This window comes from Lysobacter sp. Hz25 (assembly GCF_046097045.1).
GTDB lineage: Bacteria > Pseudomonadota > Gammaproteobacteria > Xanthomonadales > Xanthomonadaceae > Lysobacter > Lysobacter antibioticus_B.
Map to the genome: position 1 here is coordinate 4,276,289 of NZ_CP175666.1, position 19,447 is coordinate 4,295,735.

A 19,447-nucleotide genomic window follows, 5' to 3' on the forward strand; every position below is an offset into this window, starting at 1 on the left:
AGCCGGTCTCGCCGGGCGAGACGCACGTGGGCCAAGCTTCTTGACCACTCTTCACGTCGTGCGGCTTGACCACCTAGCCCGCCGTCGCCATTCTCGCCGCTCCGAACACCACGGCCACGCCCTTCAGTTAATGAGCAGTCGCTATAACGCCGCCGACATCGAAGTCCTCTCCGGGCTGGACCCCGTCAAACGACGCCCGGGCATGTACACCGACACCACCCGCCCGAACCATCTGGCGCAGGAGGTCATCGACAACGCGGTCGACGAGGCGCTGGCCGGCCACGCCCGCAGCATCGAGGTCACCCTGCACGCCGACGGCAGTTGCGAGGTCGCCGACGACGGCCGCGGCATGCCGGTCGACATCCACCCCGAGGAAGGCATCCCCGGCGTCGAGCTGATCCTCACGCGCCTGCACGCGGGCGGCAAGTTCAGCAACAAGAACTACACCTTCTCCGGCGGCCTGCACGGCGTCGGCGTGAGCGTGGTCAATGCGCTGTCCAAGCTGGTCGAAGTGCACATCAAGCGCGACGGCAACGAATACCGCATGACCTTCCAGAACGGCGACCGCGCCACCCCGCTGGAAGTGGTCAACACGGTCGGCAAGAAGAACACCGGCACCCGCGTGCGCTTCTGGCCGGACGCGAAGTATTTCGACACGCCCAAGTTCAACCTGCGCTCGATCAAGCACGTGCTGCGCGCCAAGGCGGTGCTGTGCCCGGGCCTCAACGTCAAGCTGTTCGACGAGGCCAGCGGCGAGCGTATCGAGTGGTACTACGAAGACGGCCTGCGCGACTACCTGTCGGGCGAGCTGCGCGAGGGCCAGCCGCAGCGCGAACTGCTGCCGCCGGACCTGTTCGTCGGCCAGCTCAAGAAAGACACCGAAGTGGTCGACTGGGCGGTGGCCTGGGTGCCCGACGGCGAGCTGGTCCAGGAAAGCTACGTCAACCTGATCCCGACCGCCCAGCACGGCACCCACGTCAACGGCCTGCGCACCGGCTTCACCGACGCGCTGCGCGAGTTCTGCGACTTCCGCAACCTGCTGCCGCGTGGGGTCAAGCTGGCTCCGGAAGACGTCTGGGACCGGGTCGCCTTCGTGCTCAGCATCAAGATGACCGACCCGCAGTTCAGCGGCCAGACCAAGGAACGCCTGTCCTCGCGCCAGGCCGCCGGCTTCGTCGAGGGCGCCGCCCACGACGCGTTCTCGCTGTGGCTGAACCAACATACCGAGCTCGGCGAGCGCATTGCCCAGCTCGCGATCGAGCGCGCCGCCGCGCGCCTGAAGACCGAAAAGCAGATCACCCGCAAGAAGATCACCCAGGGCCCGGCCCTGCCCGGCAAGCTCGCCGACTGCAGCTCGCAGGATCTCTCGCGCACTGAGCTGTTCCTGGTGGAAGGCGATTCGGCCGGCGGCAGCGCGCGTCAGGCCCGCGATAAAGACTTCCAGGCGATCCTGCCGCTGCGCGGCAAGATCCTCAACACCTGGGAAGTCGCCTCCGGCAGCGTGCTGGGTTCGCAGGAAGTGCACGACCTGGCGGTCGCGATCGGCTGCGACCCCGGCAAGGAAGACATCAGCGGCCTGCGCTACGGCAAGGTCGTGATCCTCGCCGACGCCGACTCCGACGGCCTGCACATCGCCACCCTGCTCAGCGCCCTGTTCCTGCGCCACTTCCCGGCCTTGGTCGCCAGCGGCCACATCTTCGTGGCGATGCCGCCGCTGTTCCGCGTCGACGTGGGCAAGACCGTGTTCTACGCCCTCGACGAGGAGGAAAAACGCATCCTCCTGGAAAAGATCGAGCGCGAAAAAGGCGACCGCAAGAAGGGCCTCAGCGGCGCGGTCAACGTCACCCGCTTCAAGGGCCTGGGCGAGATGAACGCCTCGCAGCTGCGCGAGTCGACCATCCACCCCGACACCCGCCGCCTGGTCCAGCTGACCATCGACGACAACGCCCAGACCCATTCGCTGATGGACATGCTGCTGGCCAAGAAGCGCGCCAGCGACCGCAAGTCCTGGCTGGAAACCAAGGGCGACCTGGCGACCCTGGAAGTCTGAGCGCCGCCCTGCCCCGATGGTTACAGACGAACGCCGCCTTGTGCGGCGTTTGTTTTTGGGATGTCGCCGCCTTGTGCGGCGTTTGTTTTTGGGGTGTCGCTGCCGTGCGCGGCGTCGGTTTTTGGGGTGCCGTCGCCTTGCGCGGCGTCGGTTTTTGCCGTCCAGGCGCGGCACGCACTCCAGCCCAAGCTTGGCCAGCACCGGCTCGGCGTCGCGTTCGACTGCGCCTTGGCCCATAGCGAGCCACCGAGCCCGCCCCGTCCGATCCTGATGGCGTGGCGATGTCGACGTTCTACACGACTCCGGCGCCGTTCGCGGCAGCCGCGCTCCTGGACGATCTTCGCCGAAAACCGCGTCTATCCCGAGGAATCCGGGCTCGCCGCACGAGGCGTTTCTTTTTCGCAACAACCGCCTTGCGGCGTTGCCTCCGGCATCACGCCGTCATGCCGCGGCATGCGGCAGCTTGAGCGCATCGCCGGGCCTGGAGATCGATATGCCGCTGTATCCCGGCCACCCACTGCCCGCCCTGGGCGGGCGTCCTACGGAGGGATCGCGCCATGGCCGTTGAACGGGTCGAGGGCGCCTTGAGCGAGCGCGACGCCGATGCTTACGCCGAGACGCTGGCCGACGCCTTTCCCACCGGCTTCGAAAACCCGCGCGGGCGTTTGTTCGGCGTGCTGGCCTGGTTTGCCCTGTTGCTCGGTCCGGTCCTGGCCTGGCTGTTCGTATTCGGGCTGACCTCGGACGAGCAATGCGGCTCCTGGAGCCTGCAATGCACCGGTCGCGCGATCCTGTTCACCGCGGCGAGCTGGTTGTTCGGCAGCCTGCTCGCGGGCACCGCGCTGCTGTGCCGCGAACGCCGCAGCATCGCAGTGCCGGCGCTGGTGCTGAACCTGGTCGCGTTGGCGGGGCTGATCGGCGCGGTCGTGCTGATTTCGAAGTTCACCTGATCGACTGAGCCGGCGACGCAACGCCGTCGTCGTTCAAGCCGCCGCTGCGGCGCTCAGCGCACGCCTCAGCAAGGGCGCGAATGCCGCCGGCCGGCAACGCGTCAATCGCACCGTCGGCGTTTCGTGCCAGCGCGCGCAGTCGTCGATCGCGCGGGCGATGTCCGAGGCAAGCGCTTCGTCGGCCACGACGTCCTCTTCCAGATACAAGGCCTTGACCTCGAACTCGCCGTGGGCGCGATGCGCTTTCGCGTCGAGCCGCCCGACCAGGCGCCCGCGCACCAGGACCGGCAGAACGAAATAGCCGTAGCGGCGCTTCGGCTCCGGCGTATAGCACTCCAGGGTGTAGTCGAAGCCGAACAATTCGCTGGCGCGTTCGCGATCCCAGACCACCGGGTCGAACGGCGACAGCAAGGTCGAGTGGGTCGCGCGCAGACGCCCGCCTGCGGCCAGCGCGAGCGAGTCGGCGTGATCGCGATGGACATAGCCCGGCGACTGCCAACCCTTGACCTCGACCCGCAGCAAGTCGCCGGCCTCGACCAGTTCGGCCAGGTCGGCATCGCGCAGGCGCGGACGCAAGCGGTAGTAATCGGCGATCCAGCGCGCCTGGGCGATGCCGAGCGCGCGCACCGACTTGAGGATGGTGTCGCGCCGCACCGCCGCGGCCTCGATCGGCGTGCTGTCCCAACCCGGCACGGCCACGCCGGCGACGCGTTCGGCCAGGTCGTAAACGCGATGGAAATTGTCGCGCCGCGCGACCATCAGCTCGCCGAGGGCGAAGCCGGCTTCGAGCCAGCGCTTCTCGTCTTTCCAGCCCCACCAACCGCCGCCGGCGGAACCCGCCTCGCGTTCGAAGTCCGAAGACTTGACCGCGCCGAGCTCGCGGATGTGTCCGAGCAGGCGGTCGATCTTGGCGCCGCTGCTCTGGCGATGACGCTGGGCACTGCGGATCGCCCAGTGATGGGCGCGTTGCGGCAAACCATTGCGGTGCAGCAGGTAGTCGCTCATCGGCGCGAAGCAGGCTTCGTGGGCCCAGACTTCGAAGATCTCGCGCTCGGCCAACAACTCTTCCAGCCAGCGCGCGCGATAACCGCCCACCCGCGAAAACAACACCAGGTAGGGGCTGCGCGCGACCACGTGGATGGTGTCGATCTGCAGCAACTGCATGCGCTCGATCGCGGCGAGCAGATCGGGCCTTCGCGCGCGCCGGCGCGGCCGGGCCAGCAGGCCTTGTGCGGCCAGATGCAAGGCGCGCGCCTGACCCACGGTCAACCGCGGCGCCGCGGGCGCCTGGGTCATGCGTCGTCCGCGTCCAGGGTCGCGCGCAGCAAGGCCTCGATCACGACCTGCAGGCGCACCGCCTTGCTTTCGTCGTAGGCGAACGAGGCCTCGTCCATGTAGTTGCGCTGGCTGATCTCCAACTGCACCGCCTGCACGCCGATCTCGGGGTCGCCGTAGTGGCGGGTGATGTAGCCGCCCTTGAAGCGGCCGTTGGCCACCCACTCGTAATCGCTCTGCGCGCCCAGGATGCGTTCGAGCCGCGCCTGCAGTTCGGGCAGGCAGCTCTTGCCGGCGGCCGTGCCGAGGTTGAGGTCCGGCAGGCGGCCCTCGAACAGGAACGGCACTTCGCCGCGGATCGAATGGCCTTCCCACAGCACCGCACGGCCGTGCTCGCCGCGGATGCGGTCGAGCTCGCCGACCAGGGTGTCGTGATACGGGCGCCAGTACAGTTCGACGCGCTCGGCGACTTCCTCCGGGGTCGGCGCTTGGCCCTCGAGATACACCGCTTCGCCGCTGAACTGCACCGCCGGACACAGGCCGGTGGTGTTCTGCCCGGGATACAGCGAGGTGTCGTCGGGCGGACGGTTCAGATCGACCACATAGCGCGAATAGCTCGGCACGATGATGGAAGCGCCGAACGCGCGGGCGAGCGCGTACAGGCGCGACACGTGCCAGTCGGTGTCCGGCGCGCGTCGCGCCGATTCGACCATGCGCGCGGCCAGCGCCTCGGGGATCAGCGCGCCGTCGTGCGGCAAGCTGATCAGCAAGGGCGCGGTGCCGCGATGCAGTCGGTAGACGGGTTCGGTCGGGTGCGGCGTCATGCGTTCGGACTCAATCGGCGCCGGGCTTCAGCTGCCGGCGGAAGAAGTCCATGGTACTGCGATGGACCTGAAGCCAGGTCGCGTGGCGCAGGAAGAAATGGTCCTCGTCGGGCAGGACCAGGGTCTCGACCGGCACGCCGCGCGCGCGCAGGCGCTCGACCAGGTCGACGCTCTGGGCGAACTTCACCGCGCGGTCGTCGTCGCCATGCACGAACAGCACCGGCGAGCGCCAGGTGTCGACGTGCGCCATCGGCGAGGATTGCCAGGCCAGTTCCAGCTCGTCCGGCCCCAGCCCCCACAGGCCGCTGTTGTCGCCGCCCTTGGCGCTCTCGCGCCAATCGTGGACGCCGTGGCGATCGAGCCCGGCCGCGAACAGGTCCGAATTGCGCGCCAGGGCCGAGGCGGTCAGGAAGCCGCCGTAGGAACCGCCGTAGATGCCGATCCTGCGCGCATCGACGTCGTCGCGCTTGGCCAGATAGGCATGTGCGGCCAGCACGTCCTGATACTCGCTGAAGCCGCGCGGCCCTTGTTTCTCGGCGCGGCGGAAGGCCTGGCCGTAATTGGTGCCGGCGCGGAAATTCAGGGCCAGCACCACGAAGCCCTGGCTCGCCAGCCACTGATTGCTGGCGTAGTCGGCGTAGTAATAGCTGCCGTAATGCCAGCCCGGCAGCATCTGCCGGACCGGGCCGCCGTGCACGTAGACCAGCGCCGGGCGCTTGCCCTTGAACGAGGCCGGCGGCTCGAACACGGTGGCATGCGAGACCACGCCGTCGCTGGCGCGCAGGCTCAACGTCTTGGGCTCGACCAGGCGCTCGATCGGAAAACGCGCCGGCAACTGCGCCGGGAAGATCCGCCGCACTTCGCCGCCGTTGCGCGGCATCACCGCGATCGCGCTGGGCCGGCGCGCATCGGCATGACGGAAGGCCAACCACTGCCCGCCGGCGACCGCGACCGGCTCGGTCGCGATCTCGTGTTTGCCGGTCAACAGTTTCTGCGCGGCGCCCTTGGCGTCGACCGCGAACATCTGCCGGTAATCGAGGTCGGCGCAGTTGCCGCTGAAGAAGAAGCTGCCGTCCTCGGCCAGCACGCTGGTTTCGGCCTCGCACTCGCCGCGGCTCAGGGCGACCGGCTCGCCGCCGTCGGGCGACAGCGCATACCAATGCAGCCAGCCGCTCTGTTCGGAGCTGAACACCAGGCGGTTGTCGCGGCTCCACTGCAGCGGGTCGGGCTCGGCGAACTGGGCGTAACCGCCGGCGTGGTCGTTGGAACGGAACACGCGCGTGGCCTGGCCCGTCGCTGCATCGGCGACCCAGATCTCGAATACGTTGGCCCGGGTCAGGTTGAACTGCTCGCCGTTGCGCGCGGCGGCCATGCGCAGGAAGGCGATGCGGCGGCCGTCCGGCGACCAGGCCGGATTGCTGTCGCGATTGAAGTCCGCGCCCATCCAGCGCACCGTGCGCGCGGCCAGGTCGAGCACGCCGATGAAGCTGTGGTCGCCGCGGTCGCTGGTGAAACTCAGGAACTTGCCGTCCGGCGAGAACGCCGCCGCGCTGTTGCTGCCGCGGGTCTTGATCAGGGCTTCCTTGCACCACTGCGGCGCTTTGCCCCCGGGCACCGCGTAGCAGCCGAGCGTGCGCCCCTGCACCAGCAGCGCGTCGCCCTGCGGCGCGAACTGCATGCCGCGGCCGGCACCGATGCGTTGCGGCTGGCCCGAACCGTCGCTGGCGACGACCCACACCGCCTGCTCCTGGCCATCGGGATCGCTGGTCGGATTGCTGTTGTTGCCGGCCGCATCCGGCCCGCTGCCGCGCACGTAGGCCAGCCAGCGACCGTCGTGGCTGAGCTGCAGAGGGCCGATGGCCTGGCCGTCGTCTTCGTCGTAGGCGGTGAGCTTGTGCGGCGCGAAGCCGGGCGCGCGCGCCACCCAGACATTGCGCACGCCTTGATCGTTCGACACCCAGGCCAGCACCGGCGCATCGGTCGCGCCGATCATCTGGTCGGGCCGCGGCACGCTGAGCAGGTCGGCGATGTCGATCGCCGGTTGCGCAGGGGCGGCCACGGCCGCGGCGATCGTGCCCCACGAGAGCGCAACGCCGATCGCGCCGGCCTTGATCCAATGACGTCCCTTGCCCTGATTCATCGCTGCCCCTGCTCGGATCGCCTGCCTGGCGCGCGCTACGCGGCGACGGTCGCCGGGACGTTAGCGCATCAGCACCACTTCCTCGGCGCTGGTCGGATGGATGGCGACCGTGTCGCGCAGGTCGTCGAGGGTGATGCCGCGCTTGAGCGCGACCGCGAAGCCTTGCAGCATCTCGTCGGCGGCCTCGCCGAGCAGATGGATGCCGACCACACGGCGCTCCTGGCCGACGCAGACCAGCTTGAACAGGCTGCGCTGCGGCGACTCGGCCAGGGCGTACAGCATCGGCCGAAACCCGGCGCGATAGATGTGCAGGTTGTCACCATGTCGTGCCCGCGCCTCCTCCTCGGTCAGGCCGACCCGGCCGATCGGCGGGTGCGCGAACACCACGGTCGGGATGTCGTTCTGGTCGAGCCGGCCCTCGCGGCCGCCATAGACGCGGTCCATGAGCCGGCGCGCGGCGGCGATCGCGACCGGGGTCAGTTGGGCGTCGGTGGTGACGTCGCCGACCGCGTGCAGATTCGCGACATTGGTCGCATGCAGGTCGTCGACGACGATGTGGCCGCGCGCATCCAGCGCCACGCCGACGCGGTCGAGCCCGATGCGCTCGCTGTTGGGCCGGCGTCCGGTCGCGAACAGCACCTGGTCGAAGGCCTCGCTGAGCGCACCGTCGGCACCGCGCAGGCGCACGCGCGCGCCGTCGGCTTCGAGCGCCGCGACCGCGTGGCCGAAATGCAGGCGCACGCCGTTCTGGCGGTAGTCCTCGGCCAGCTGGGTGGTCAGTTCGGCGTCGAAAGCTTCCAGCAGGCGCGTGCCGCGCACGAACAATTCGACCTGGCTGCCGAGCGCCTGCAGCACGCCGGCGAGCTCGACCGCGATATAACCCGCGCCGACGATGGCGACGCGCTCGGGCGCGGCGCACCACTGGAAGAAATCGTCCGAAGTCGCACCCAGTTCGGCGCCGGGGATCTGCGGCTTGACCGCGTGGCCGCCGGTGGCGATCAGGATGCGCGGCGCGCTCAGGCGCGCGCCGTTCTCGCATTCGACCGTCGTTGCGTCGAGCAACTGCGCGCGCATCGGCAACACCACGATGCCGGAGGCATCGAGGCGGCGCCGATAACTTTCGTGGATGTTGGCGATGTAGCGCTGGCGGTGGACGATGAAGGTCGGCCAGTCGAGCGCGCAGGGCCGTTTCGGATCGGCGTCGATCGAGAACCCCAGCGACTGCGCCATGCGCAGCTTGCCGGCGATGTCGGCGGCCAGCCACATGGCTTTCTTCGGCACGCAGCCGACGTTGACGCAAGTGCCGCCGAGCAGCGACGGCTCGAGCAAGGCCACGCGCGCGCCGTGCTCGGCGGCGCGGAAGGCGCCGGCCAGGCCGCCGGAACCGCCGCCGATCACGATCAGGTCGAACTGGGTGCGGCTGTCGTCCTGGCCATTGGCGGCTTCGATATTCGTGCTCATGCGAAGCGCTCCGGTCGATAGGGATGCGGATCGATCGCGGTCTCGCGCCCGGCGATCAGGTCGGCGACGAGTTGGCCGGTGCCCGCGCTCATGCTCACGCCCATCATGCCGTGGCCGGTCGCCAGCCACAGCCCTTCGCAACCGGGCACGCGGCCGATCAGCGGCACGTCGTCGACGCTCATCGGCCGCCAGCCGTACCAGCGCTCGCGTTCGACCGGGCCGACCGGATGGTGCAGGTATTCGGCCGCGCCGCGTTCCAGGGCCGCGAGCCGGCGCGGGTTGAGGCTCTCGTCGTAGCCGGAGAATTCCATGGTGCTTCCGAGGCGGAAACCGCTGTCCCACATGGTCACGCAGACCTTGCGCTCGCGCAGCACCACCGGCCGGCGCGGCATCAACGGCGGGCGGTCGTAAGTGATCGAATAGCCCTTGCCCGGCTGCATCGCGCGCTGCAGCGACGGCAGGCCGATAGCGTCGGACAGCTTCGGCGTCCAGGCGCCGACCGCGACGACCACGTCGCGTGCGCGCAGCAGGCCCAGGCTGGTGTCGAGTTCGATGCCCGCGCCCTCGCTACGCAAGTCGCGCAGCGCGCATTGCTCGGTGAAACGGCCGCCGCGCTCGCGCACGGTGCGCGCGAGCTCGGCGACGTAACGGTCGGGCCGCAGCACGGCGTCGTGGTCGAAACGGATCGCGCCGGCGACCCCGGGCTTGAAGGCCGGGTCCTGCGCCTCGTATGCGGCGCCGTCCAGCAGGCTCACGCCGATGCCGAACTCGCGCAGCAGATCGAGTTCGAGCTGGCCGCTGGCGAAGGCCTTGGCATCGCGGAACACGTAGTCGACGCCGGCGGTGTCGAACTCGCACACCAGGCCATAGCGCCCGACCCAGCTTTCCAGGCGTTCGCGCGAATCGTTGAGCAGGGCCGACTTGGCCTGTGCGCTCGCCCGCCAATCGCGGTCGTTGCAGCGCGCGGCGAAGCGCAACAGCCAGCCCCACAGCTGCGGATCGAGCTTGGGATGCACGTACAGCGGCGCATCCGGGGTCAGCATCCAGCGCAGGGCCTGGGCGATCACCCCCGGCGCGGCCAGCGGCGTCGCATGGCTCGGGGTGATGGTGCCGCAATTGCCGTGCGAGCTGCCGCCGCCGATGCGTCCGGCGTCGATGACCCGTACCGAGCGTCCGCTTTCCAGCAGGGCCAGGGCGCAGGTCAGGCCGATCACGCCCGCTCCGATCACGATCACGTCTTCGCCGCCCGTGGCGGCCGTCCGCTGTTCCACCCCACCCACCTGTGCTTCGCGCATTTGCCCTGTCAGCCAGTCCGGTTCGTTGTCGCGTGGCCGGGCCGCAGCGCTGCCGCAGCGGCCCCGGGTGCCGCCGGGAACCGCTCGGCACGTTCCGCATAGTACTAAGACTGGGCCGCGGCGAGCGCCGCCGGTTTTGCGGCTTGGGGCGGACCGCGCCTCGTTGCGCCTCGGTTGAGGCGGCTGCACAGCGAACGGAACGCTGCGATCCATCGATGCCGACCGCATCGCCGGGCCGATCCCGTACAGCGGCGCATGCACGGCCGCGGCGCAACGATGCGCCGGCACCGCCGCCGCTGCGCATCGAGCCGGAAATCCGCGACCGCTCCGGTTGCGTTTGGGCCCATCGCGCCGGTTCTGTGACCAAGCGCGAAATGCGCCTCGCCGTTACGTGACCGCTCGCACCGATTTTCCATTCAAGCACGGCGGGCCGGCAGCCTAACGTCACTCCAGGCCCACCGTCCGACTCGTGCAGACGCCACCGCCGCACATCGGGTAGGCCGATCCCTCCAAGCCGAACGTCCCTCGTCGCAGCCGACGAAGGGCGCCGCCGGAGGCTGCGGAAAAGCAATGACAGCACCTCACAAAACACGACCGTTACCTTCATTAGGGGATTCACCCATGCAACTGAAGACCGCCGTATTGAGCACCGCCATCGTCGGCGCCATCGCAGTGCTGGCGACCGCCTCTCTGTCGAGCTCGGGTTCGACCACGCTTGCCGCCGCGCCCGCCACCGCGCCTGCGGCCGTCGCCACGACCGCCCACGCCGCTGCCGTCGCCACCGCCCGCGTCGCCACGCCGCATGCGGCGCAGGCGCCGAGCCAGTTCGCCGTCGGCGCGCGCCCGGGCAGCGACCTCGTCGCCGCTTCGACCTCGCCCGAACAGGCCGCCGCTTCGCCGGCCGCGCAACGCGCGCGCGGCCTGCTGGAGACCGTCGCCGCCGATGAAGTGCATCGCGCCAAGGCCGACGGCTTCGTCGCCCGCGACGTCATGATCGACCGCGACGGCACCGAGCACGTGCGCATGGAGCGCACCTATCGCGGCCTGCCCGTGGTCGGCGGCGACCTGGTCGTGCATTCGCGCAACGGCGAGCTGAAGTCGATCAGCCAGGGCGACAATATGCGCAGCTTCGGGCGCCCCGCGATCGAGCCGAAGATCAGCGCCGAACAGGCCAAGGTCGAAGCCGGCGCCGCATTCGACGGCACGGTCACGGCGATGACGCCGGCCGCCCTGGTGATCTTCGCCCGCGGCACCGAGCCGACCCTCGCCTATCAGGTCGACGTCACCGGCGAGCGCCGCAACGACCCGGCGCCGGGCCTGATCAGCTACTACCTCGACGCCGCCACCGGCAAGCTGCTGCAGGAAGACGACCGCGTCCATTCCGCCGCCGCCAACGGCACCGGCAAGACCCTGACCCTCGGCAACGTCGGTCTGGTCAGCAATTCGATCAGCGGTGGCTACACCCTGACCGACCCGACCCGCGGCAACGGCCAGACCCTGGATGCGCGCAACCAGTCCGGCACCTCGGGCGCGGTCGCCTTCAACGACAGCGACAACGTCTGGGGCAACAACACCACCTCCGACCGCGCATCGGCCGCGGCCGACGCCCACTACGGCGTCGCCGCCACCTTCGACTACTTCAAGAACGTGCACGGCCGCAGCGGCATCTTCAACAACGGCCAGGGCGTGAAGAGTTATGTCCACTACGGCCCGACCAACCTGGTCAACGCCTACTGGACCGGCAGCGCGATGGTCTACGGCGACGGCGACGGCGTGACCTATCGTCCGCTGGTGGCGCTCGACGTCGCCGGCCACGAAATGGCCCACGGCGTGACCGGCGCCACCGCGCGCCTGGGCTACTACAACATCAAGGACAGCGGCGGCCTCAACGAAGCCACCTCCGACATCTTCGGCACCCTGGTCGAATTCAGCGTCGGCAACGCCAACGATCCGGGCGACTACTTGTTGGGCGAAGAGGTGTTCATCAACAACCCGGGCGACACCAAGGCCTTGCGCCTGATGTTCAAGCAGGACGCCGACGGCCGCTCGTTCTCGTGCTATCCCGTCGGCGGCTTCACCGCCTCGCAGACCGGCCAGAACGGCAAGTACGACCCGCACCTGAGCTCGGGCGTGGGCAACCGTTTCTTCTATCTGCTCGCCGAAGGCGCGGTGAAGCCGGCCGGCTTCAACTACACCCCCTCGCAACTGGTCTGCAACGGCGACACCGCCATCGCCGGCATCGGCCGCGCCAAGGCCGGTGCGATCTGGTACCGCGCGCTGACCCGTTACTTCGTTTCCAGCACCACCTACCCGCAGGCGCGCACCGCCACCCTGCAGGCAGCGACCGATCTCTACGGCAGCACCTCGAACGAGTACAAGGCCGTCGCCCGCGCCTGGAGCGCGGTGTCGGTGAATTGAGCCTGCGGCCTCGATGAATTGAGCGTATCGGCAGGCCGCCCTCGGGCGGCCTGTCTTCGTTGTGGGGTGGCGAATCCCTTTTCGACGGCGACACCTTCCCCTTTGGACTGCCACCTTCCCTGTAGGAGCGGCGTGAGCCGCGACCGCGGGATGCGCAGCGATGGCATCGCCGTCGTCATCGATCGATGCGGCGTGCTTTCGCCGGGGTAGGAGCGGCGCGAGCCGCGACCGCGCTGCAATGGTCTCGCAGCGCTTCTCTCAAGCAAGATCAAACGCCAAAAGCTTCCGCCACTAAAGCGGCGGGTTACTTTCTTTTGTCTAAAGCAACAAAAGTCCGTCTGGATTCCCTTCGGTCAAAGGTAACCAAAGAAAAATGCTTTCCTTTGAATCACAAGCCCGCACGAGCGGCGCATCCGCAGGGATTTTTCATACGGGACATCCTTGTCCCGATGAAAAACGGCGCGCATCCCTGCGCGCCGCCCTCTGGGTCTTCTTCTGTCTTCGCGAGTGCGAAGCGGCGCATGGCAACGGCCAATGCCAATGCCAATGCCAATGCCAATGCCAATGCCAATGCCAATGCTAAAAAGCCAGCCGAAGCCACGCCAACGCCGAGGAAGGGATCTGGGGTCTTCTGCGGAAGAATCGTCGTCTACTGCAGTTCGTGGTCGCGGCTCACGCCGCTCCTACAGGTCGTCGATTGCCGTTGCCGTTGCCGTTGCCGTTGCCGTTGCCGTGAAGAGCTTGGCGCAGCGCCGACCTTGCGAGAACGATCGTAGACCCGGAGGGCGGCGCACAGGACGTGCGCCGTTTTTCGATAGGACAAGGATGTCCTATCGAAAAATCCCGGCGCTAGCTACGCACTCGTGGCCTGTGCCCTTGCAAGGAGAGCCCTTTTCTTTGGTTACCTTTCTTTTGGGCTTAGCAAAAGAAAGTAACCCGGCCGCGTTAGCGGACGGAAGCCTTGCTCTAGCTCTAGCTCTAGCTGCAGCTGTAGCCTTGGCCTCACCGCTCTGCGGCAAGAGGCACCGTAACGACAAGCAACGCGGTCGCGACTTGCGTCGCTCCTACTCTTGAAGCAGCAACCACTACGCCTCAACCTCGCGCCGCTTCCGGCTGGAGTCCAGGATAGGAGCAACGCAAGCGGCAACCGCAGTACTTCAATCCTGCGACGCACCGATCCCGCAAGATCAAACGCAAACGCGCGTTACGACGCCCGAATCCGCATCGGCGGCCAACGCCAATACGTGAAAGCGCGCCACAGCCATTCAACCGGGCCGAAACGGTAATGCCGCAACCACGCCGCGCTGAGCAGCATCTGCAATGCGAACACGACGAAGGCCGCGGCGATCAGCGCCGCCAGCGGTACCTGCCCCCACAACCCAAAGCCATAGCCGTAGAAGGCCAGGGTGCCGATCAGCGATTGGGCGAGGTAGTTGCTCAAGGCCATGCGCCCGGCCGGCGCGAAGCGCAGCGGCCAGCGCGCGCCACCCTGCACGACCAGCACGACCCAGGCGATCAGGGCCAGGGCCAACGGCAAGGCGCCGAGCATGTGCAGGGTGCTCGCCGCGATCGCGGCGGCGCTGACCGGAGTGAATGTGGGCGAGCTGTCGATGAGCAGGCTCAAACCAGTGATGGCCACGCCGGCCGGCACGCCGAAGCCGATGAGCGCGCGCAGACGGTGACGATGCGCGCCCGGATCGGCAAGCGCTCCGCTGCGCACGAACCAGGAGCCGATCAGGAACAGGCCCAGCACCATCGGCACCATGCTGAACCAGCCCGACATGGCTCCGTCGACGAAGAAGGCCAGACGCTGCGCCGTCGCTTGCGCGTAGTCGCCGTGCGCATAGGCGGCGATTTCGGCGGCGCGCGCGGCACGGTCGGCGGCCATATCGGCGGGCGTCGACTGCGCCACGCCGGGGATCGCCAGCAGCGCGGCGATCATCAGGAAGAAACCGAGCACGCTCAGGTACAGGCTCAGACCGATCCGCCACAAGGCGCCCGGCGACAGCGAACGCATCGCGAACAGCGCGAATGCCGCCAGCGCGTAGGTGACCAGGATGTCGCCAGCCCAGATCAGCCAGGCATGGATCAGGCCGACGATCAACAGACCGACGCTGCGGCGCAGGTATAGCGGGCGGAAATCGCGCCCGGCCTGGCGCGAGCGTTCGGACATGACCGCGAAGCTCATGCCGAACAGCAGCGAGAACAAGGTCCAGAACTTGCTGCGTATCAGCACGTAGACGAAGGCCGAAGCGGCGTGATCGAGGCCCCGCAGGTGCGTATCGATGCCGTCGGAAATATCCGCCAGCGGCCGGGTGAACATCTCGGCGTTGCTCAGGAAGATCCCGAGCAGGGCCAGACCACGCAGCGCGTCGAGTGCGGGCAGGCGTTCGTGGACGGGAATGGGGGCCAAGCCGGAGGCCGCGGCGCTTGCGCTCATGCTCTCGCTGTCGTCGATAGGGGCCGTGGCGCTACGGCGCTTGCGGCGCAACCGGACCCGCCACTGCCGCGATTCTACGGCCGCCTGCCGGATCGCGACCGCATCCTGCGGCGGCCCAAAAAGAAACGGCCCGCGCAGGCGGGCCGTCGCTCATCGAAGGGGCGCCGCGCTCAGTGCGCGTGGCCGCCGTCGCCGTGCACGTGGCCGTGCTCGATCTCTTCCTTGCTGGCTTCGCGCACTTCGACGATCTCGATGGCGAAATGCAGGTCCTTGCCGGCCATCGGGTGGTTCAGGTCGACGTCGACCACGCTCATGCCGACCTTGAGGATCGTCACCGCGCGCGGGCCGAAGCTGGTCGGCAGCACGGCCTGCATGCCCGGGAACAGCTTGGCGTCCTTGAAGTACTTCTTCGGCACGCGCTGGGTCAGGCCTTCCTGATGCGCGCCGTAGGCTTCCGCGGCGACCACGTCGACTTCGAACTTGTCGCCGGCTTCGCGGCCGTCCATCGCCTTTTCCAGGCCCGGGATGATGTTGTTGTGGCCGATCAGGATCGCCAGCGCGTCGCGGCCTTCCGAGGTCTCGAGCGGCTCGCTGCCCTGCTCGGAGACGGTGTAGTGGAAACGGACGACGCGATCTTTCTCGATTTTCATTGCAGGACCCGACTGGAGACCGCCATCGGGCGATCAGGAAAGGAAACGGCGGCTCGTCTTTGAGCGGGCCGCCACAAAACGACACGTGGACTGTCTTGTCGTCTCGGCGCTTAGCCGCCAAGCTATCGGCCGTGACGAAGGCCGCGCATTATCCCGGCAACACCGCTCCCGCGCCAGCGCGGGTGCGCAAGCCGTGGCCGGCGCTCGCCGTGGCCGTGGCCCTGTGCGCCCTGCTCAGCGCCTGCGGCGGCGGTCGCGAGGTCGTCCGCCGCCCGCCCCCGCCCAAGCCCGTCCGCGAATGGCCCCGGACCGAGCCGGAGAACCCCGGCGCCGCCAACGCCGTCCTGATGCGGGCGATCAGCCTGGTCGGCACGCCTTACCGCTATGGCGGCAACACCCCCGACAGCGGCTTCGACTGCAGCGGACTGGTCAACTACGTCTATCGGGACATGCTGGCCTTGAGCCTGCCCCGGACCTCGCGCGACCTGGCGTCCTACCAGGGGCCCAGGATCGAGCCGATGCGCCTGGCGGCCGGCGACCTGGTCTTCTTCGGCAGCAAGGGCAACGTCTCCCACGTCGGCATCTACGTCGGCGAGGGCCGCTTCGTCCACGCCCCGAGCACCGGCGGCACGGTCCGCCTGGACCACCTCGACGGCCCTTACTGGGTCAGCCATTACAGCGGCGCGAAGCGGGTTCTCAGGAAGTAACAAGACTTTCATGAATGCGCGCCGGGCCTGGGGTCTGGCGAAATTTGTGAATCAAATCACAGTCTTATTAACGACCTGCTAACGAAATTTGAACCTATGTCTCCCACATGACGGGCATCATCCCCCATCGGTGACGACTTCGTGATTAATACGTGACGACCCAATTGACTCGCCACGGCCGCCTGGCTGCCACCCCCCAAGCACCTTGCGCCACCGCTCGCACGACTACCGTCGTCCGGGCCAGCCAACGAATCCTGCTGACCGCCGCACTCGCGGTCTGCGCCCTGCCCGCCTTCGCCCAGCAGTCCTCTGCGCTGGGTTCCAGCCTCGGCAGTTCCCTCCCGGGCGGCACCTCGCTGCGCAACGACTCGGCCGATGCGCCGGAGCCGACCGCCAGCAACATGCTGCCGGAGGCCATGACCCTGTCCGACCGCGCCCTGCTCCTGGCGACCGACCTCAACCGCCTGCTGGGCCCGAACGTGAATCTCGGCAAGGCCGACATCCCGGTCGCCGAGCAGAGCCGCATCAAGAGCATGCTGCAGCGCGCCCTGGGCCTGCTGGGCACCCCCTACCGTTGGGGCGGCAGCTCCCCGGACCAGGGCTTCGACTGCAGCGGCCTGGTCGGCTACGTGTTCCGCAACGCCCTGGGCATCGAACTGCCGCGCGTCTCGCGCGAGATGGCCAAGACCGGCGCGGTGATCGACCGCGACGCGATGACCGAAGGCGACCTGGTGTTCTTCGGCCGCCGCGGCCGCGTCGACCACGTCGGCATTTACCTTGGCGAAGGCCGCTTCGTGCACGCCCCGCGCACCGGCAAGGACGTGACCGTCTCCAGCCTGGACACCGGCTATTGGAGCGGCAAGTTCATGGAAGCCCGTCGCGTCGACGGCATCTGAGCGCCCGCTTCCTGGTCCATATCGACAGGCCGCCTTCGGGCGGCCTGTTGCGTTGTGGAGTGGCGAATCTCTTTTGGGCTGCGACACCGTCCCTGTAGGAGCGGCGTGAGCCGCGACCACGGGACGCGCAGAATCCACAACGCCGAAGTCGTTCGCCGAAGCGGCGTGCTGACGCAGGGTAGGAGCGGCGCGAGCCGCGACCGCGCTGTTTCGGTCTCGCGGCGTATCGCTCAAGCAAGATCAAGATCAAGATCAGGGTCAAACGCTAAAAGCTTCCGCCACTAAAGCGGCGGGTTACTTTCTTTTGTCATAAGCAACAAAAGAAAGGTAACCAAAGAAAAATGCTTTTCTTTGAATCAAGGGCCCGCACGAGCGTTGCCTCCGCGGGGATTTTTCATACGGGACATCCCTGTCCCGATGAAAAACGGCGCGCATCCCTGCGCGCCGCCCTCCGGGTCTTCCATTGCCTTCGCTAATGCGAAGCTGCGCACAGCAACAGCAGCAGCAGCAGCAGCAATCCTGCAGCTACGACGGCTCAAAGGGTAGGAGCGGCGCGAGCCGCGACCACGCAGCAACGATCGCCCGCGCCGGCAGCCGTAAGGTCGCGGTCGCGGCTCGCGCCGCTCCTACCCTTAGAAGCCGAGCCGAGCCGTTGCCGTTGCTGTAAAGAGCCTGGCGCAGTGTCGAACTTGCGATGCAACCGTAGACCCGGAGGGCGGCGCACAGGACGTGCGCCGTTTTTCGATAAGACATGGACGTCTTATCGAAAAATCCCGGCGACAGCACCGCACTCGTGGCTTGTGCCCTTGCAAGGAGAGCCCTTTTCTTTGGTTACCTTTCTTTTGGGCTTAGCAAAAGAAAGTAACCCGGCCGCTTTAGCGGACGGAAGCTTTGCACTGCACTGCACTGCACTGCACTGCTCTGCTCTGCTCTGCTCCAAAGATACGCCGACAGCCGCCGGGTCGCGGTCGCGACTTGTGACCGAAGGAAATCCAGGAGGACGTCGCTCCTACCCTGCGACAGTTCGTGGCTTCAATCGGCAACGACGGCGATGGAAATTCTGCGCGTCCCTCGGTCGCGACTCACGTCGCTCCTACACAAGCCCAGCGCTCCTGCACAAGCCCGGACCCGAGCGCAGCGGGCGAACCTCACCCCTCATGTACGTACCGCTCCACTGTCGCCTCGATCCCCTTGCTCAACTCCATCACCTTGAGCGCGTACTCGGCCAGACGCTTGTCGTCCTCGGTCACCGGGGTCCACGACGGCACCGGGGTCGGTTTGCCTTCGACCTGGTCCATGGCGACGAACACGATCACGCAGTGAGTGCACAGGCGCTCTTCGGGCTCGCCGTCGTCCAGGCCCGGGTCGCGGGCCTTCACGTCGACCGCGAAGTGCATGCTGCTGGTGCCGGTGTGGATCAGCTTGGTGTGCACGGTGACCAGGTCGCTGATCCGGATCGGGGCGACGAAGCGGATGCCGCCGACCGCGACGGTCACGCTGTACTTGCCGCTCCAGCCGACCGCGGCGGCGTAACCGGCCTGGTCGATCCATTTCATGACCATGCCGCCGTGGACCTTGCCGCCATAGTTGACGTCGGTCGGCTGCGCCAGGAAGCGCAGGTTCAATTCGCGTTGCTGGCCTTTCATGCCGGAGCTCCCTGGTAAACCTTGAGATGGCGCACCACGGCGGCGCCGACGCGGTGCACGGCGTCGCGCTGGCGCTCGTCGTTCAACTGGCCGAAATCGATGAGCTTGTCGGCGGCCTGGCCGACCGCGACCTGCTGCGGCACCACGATCAGGCCGAGCTTGGCCAGGGCGTCGCGCAGCACGAGCAACGAGCGCAACCCGCCGAGCGGGCCCGGCGAGGCCGAAACGATGCCGGCGACCTTGTCGGCGAACAGGGCGGTGCCGGAACGGCCGTCGGCGAGCGGACGCGAGATCCAGTCGAGGGTGTTCTTGACCAGGGCCGGCATCGAGCCGTTGTACTCGGGCGTGCTGATCAGCAGGCCGTCGTGTTCGGCCAGCAAGGCCTGCAGGCGGCGCGCCTGCTCGGGCATGGCCTCGGCTTCGATGTCGCCGTCGTAGATCGGCAAGGGGTAGTCGCGCAGCTCGATCAGGGTGACTTCGGCGCCGGCGGCGCGCGCGCCTTCGGCCAGCACCGGGATCAGGCGGCGGTTGTAGGAGCCCGCGCGCAGGCTGCCGGCGAAGGCGAGCAGACGCACCGGCGAAACGGCGGGATGGGCTGGGGGCATGGGGGGCTCCGTGGCGAGGCGCCGATTATGCGCGACGCGCCGCAACGACGGGAGCTTGAAACCCGGCGTCCGTGGGGCGATGCTCCGCGC

General features: G+C 68.0%; 14 protein-coding genes. 5 read left to right on the forward strand and 9 right to left on the reverse strand.

What is annotated here, in order from left to right; all coding sequences use genetic code 11:
* Positions 1–130 precede the first annotated feature (130 nt).
* Positions 131–2,050: a DNA topoisomerase IV subunit B gene (gene parE / locus ACKN61_RS17550; RefSeq protein ID WP_408950604.1), complete on the forward strand. Its 1,920-nt coding sequence runs from the start codon at positions 131–133 to the stop codon at positions 2,048–2,050.
* 557 nt (positions 2,051–2,607) lie between these two features.
* Complete coding sequence (locus tag ACKN61_RS17555) at positions 2,608–3,000, forward strand: hypothetical protein (RefSeq protein ID WP_408950605.1); 393 nt, start codon at positions 2,608–2,610, stop codon at positions 2,998–3,000.
* Positions 3,001–3,033: 33 nt separating this feature from the next.
* On the opposite strand, the gene ACKN61_RS17560 is transcribed toward ACKN61_RS17555, so the two are convergent.
* Genes ACKN61_RS17560 through ACKN61_RS17580 form a run of 5 tightly spaced genes read right to left on the reverse strand, consistent with a single transcriptional unit; the run spans position 3,034 to position 9,971 of the window.
* Entirely contained in the window at positions 3,034–4,296 is a 1,263-nt protein-coding gene (locus tag ACKN61_RS17560) for a winged helix-turn-helix domain-containing protein (RefSeq protein WP_408950606.1), read from the reverse strand.
* On the reverse strand, positions 4,293–5,099 hold the full coding sequence (hutG, locus tag ACKN61_RS17565) for an N-formylglutamate deformylase (RefSeq protein ID WP_408950607.1): 807 nt from the start codon (positions 5,097–5,099) through the stop codon (positions 4,293–4,295). The genes ACKN61_RS17560 and hutG overlap by 4 nt, the downstream gene beginning before the upstream one ends.
* Before the next feature lie 10 nt (positions 5,100–5,109).
* The gene (locus ACKN61_RS17570) at positions 5,110–7,239 is read right to left on the reverse strand and encodes a prolyl oligopeptidase family serine peptidase (RefSeq protein ID WP_408950608.1); all 2,130 of its coding nucleotides are present in this window, start codon (positions 7,237–7,239) and stop codon (positions 5,110–5,112) included.
* A 60-nt stretch (positions 7,240–7,299) separates the two neighbouring features.
* Positions 7,300–8,700 carry a glutathione-disulfide reductase gene (gene gorA, locus ACKN61_RS17575; protein ID WP_408950609.1) on the reverse strand — a complete coding sequence of 467 codons (1,401 nt, stop codon included), beginning with the start codon at positions 8,698–8,700 and terminating at the stop codon, positions 7,300–7,302.
* Positions 8,697–9,971, reverse strand: coding sequence for an NAD(P)/FAD-dependent oxidoreductase (locus ACKN61_RS17580; RefSeq protein ID WP_408950610.1), 1,275 nt, complete (start codon positions 9,969–9,971; stop codon positions 8,697–8,699). Before ACKN61_RS17580 ends, gorA begins: the two co-directional genes overlap by 4 nt.
* Positions 9,972–10,616: 645 nt before the next feature.
* On the opposite strand from ACKN61_RS17580, the gene ACKN61_RS17585 reads away from it, so the two are divergent.
* The gene (locus ACKN61_RS17585; protein WP_408950611.1) at positions 10,617–12,413 is read left to right on the forward strand and encodes a M4 family metallopeptidase; all 1,797 of its coding nucleotides are present in this window, start codon (positions 10,617–10,619) and stop codon (positions 12,411–12,413) included.
* A gap of 1,204 nt (positions 12,414–13,617) precedes the next feature.
* Here ACKN61_RS17585 and ACKN61_RS17590 read toward each other — a convergent pair.
* Entirely contained in the window at positions 13,618–14,853 is a 1,236-nt protein-coding gene (locus ACKN61_RS17590; protein WP_408950612.1) for a DUF418 domain-containing protein, read from the reverse strand.
* Between the two features lie 170 nt (positions 14,854–15,023).
* The gene (locus ACKN61_RS17595) at positions 15,024–15,503 is read right to left on the reverse strand and encodes a peptidylprolyl isomerase (protein ID WP_031374224.1); all 480 of its coding nucleotides are present in this window, start codon (positions 15,501–15,503) and stop codon (positions 15,024–15,026) included.
* 182 nt (positions 15,504–15,685) lie between these two features.
* Here ACKN61_RS17595 and ACKN61_RS17600 point away from each other — a divergent pair, with 182 nt between their 5' ends.
* Positions 15,686–16,210: a C40 family peptidase gene (locus ACKN61_RS17600; RefSeq protein ID WP_031374225.1), complete on the forward strand. Its 525-nt coding sequence runs from the start codon at positions 15,686–15,688 to the stop codon at positions 16,208–16,210.
* 182 nt (positions 16,211–16,392) lie between these two features.
* Positions 16,393–17,106 carry a C40 family peptidase gene (locus ACKN61_RS17605; RefSeq protein ID WP_051885445.1) on the forward strand — a complete coding sequence of 238 codons (714 nt, stop codon included), beginning with the start codon at positions 16,393–16,395 and terminating at the stop codon, positions 17,104–17,106.
* Positions 17,107–18,254: 1,148 nt separating this feature from the next.
* Here ACKN61_RS17605 and ACKN61_RS17610 read toward each other — a convergent pair.
* A complete protein-coding gene (locus tag ACKN61_RS17610; protein ID WP_031372917.1) occupies positions 18,255–18,752 on the reverse strand; it encodes an acyl-CoA thioesterase in 498 nt (165 codons plus the stop codon).
* Positions 18,749–19,357: an NADPH-dependent FMN reductase gene (locus ACKN61_RS17615; RefSeq protein WP_408950613.1), complete on the reverse strand. Its 609-nt coding sequence runs from the start codon at positions 19,355–19,357 to the stop codon at positions 18,749–18,751. Before ACKN61_RS17615 ends, ACKN61_RS17610 begins: the two co-directional genes overlap by 4 nt.
* Positions 19,358–19,447 lie beyond the last annotated feature (90 nt).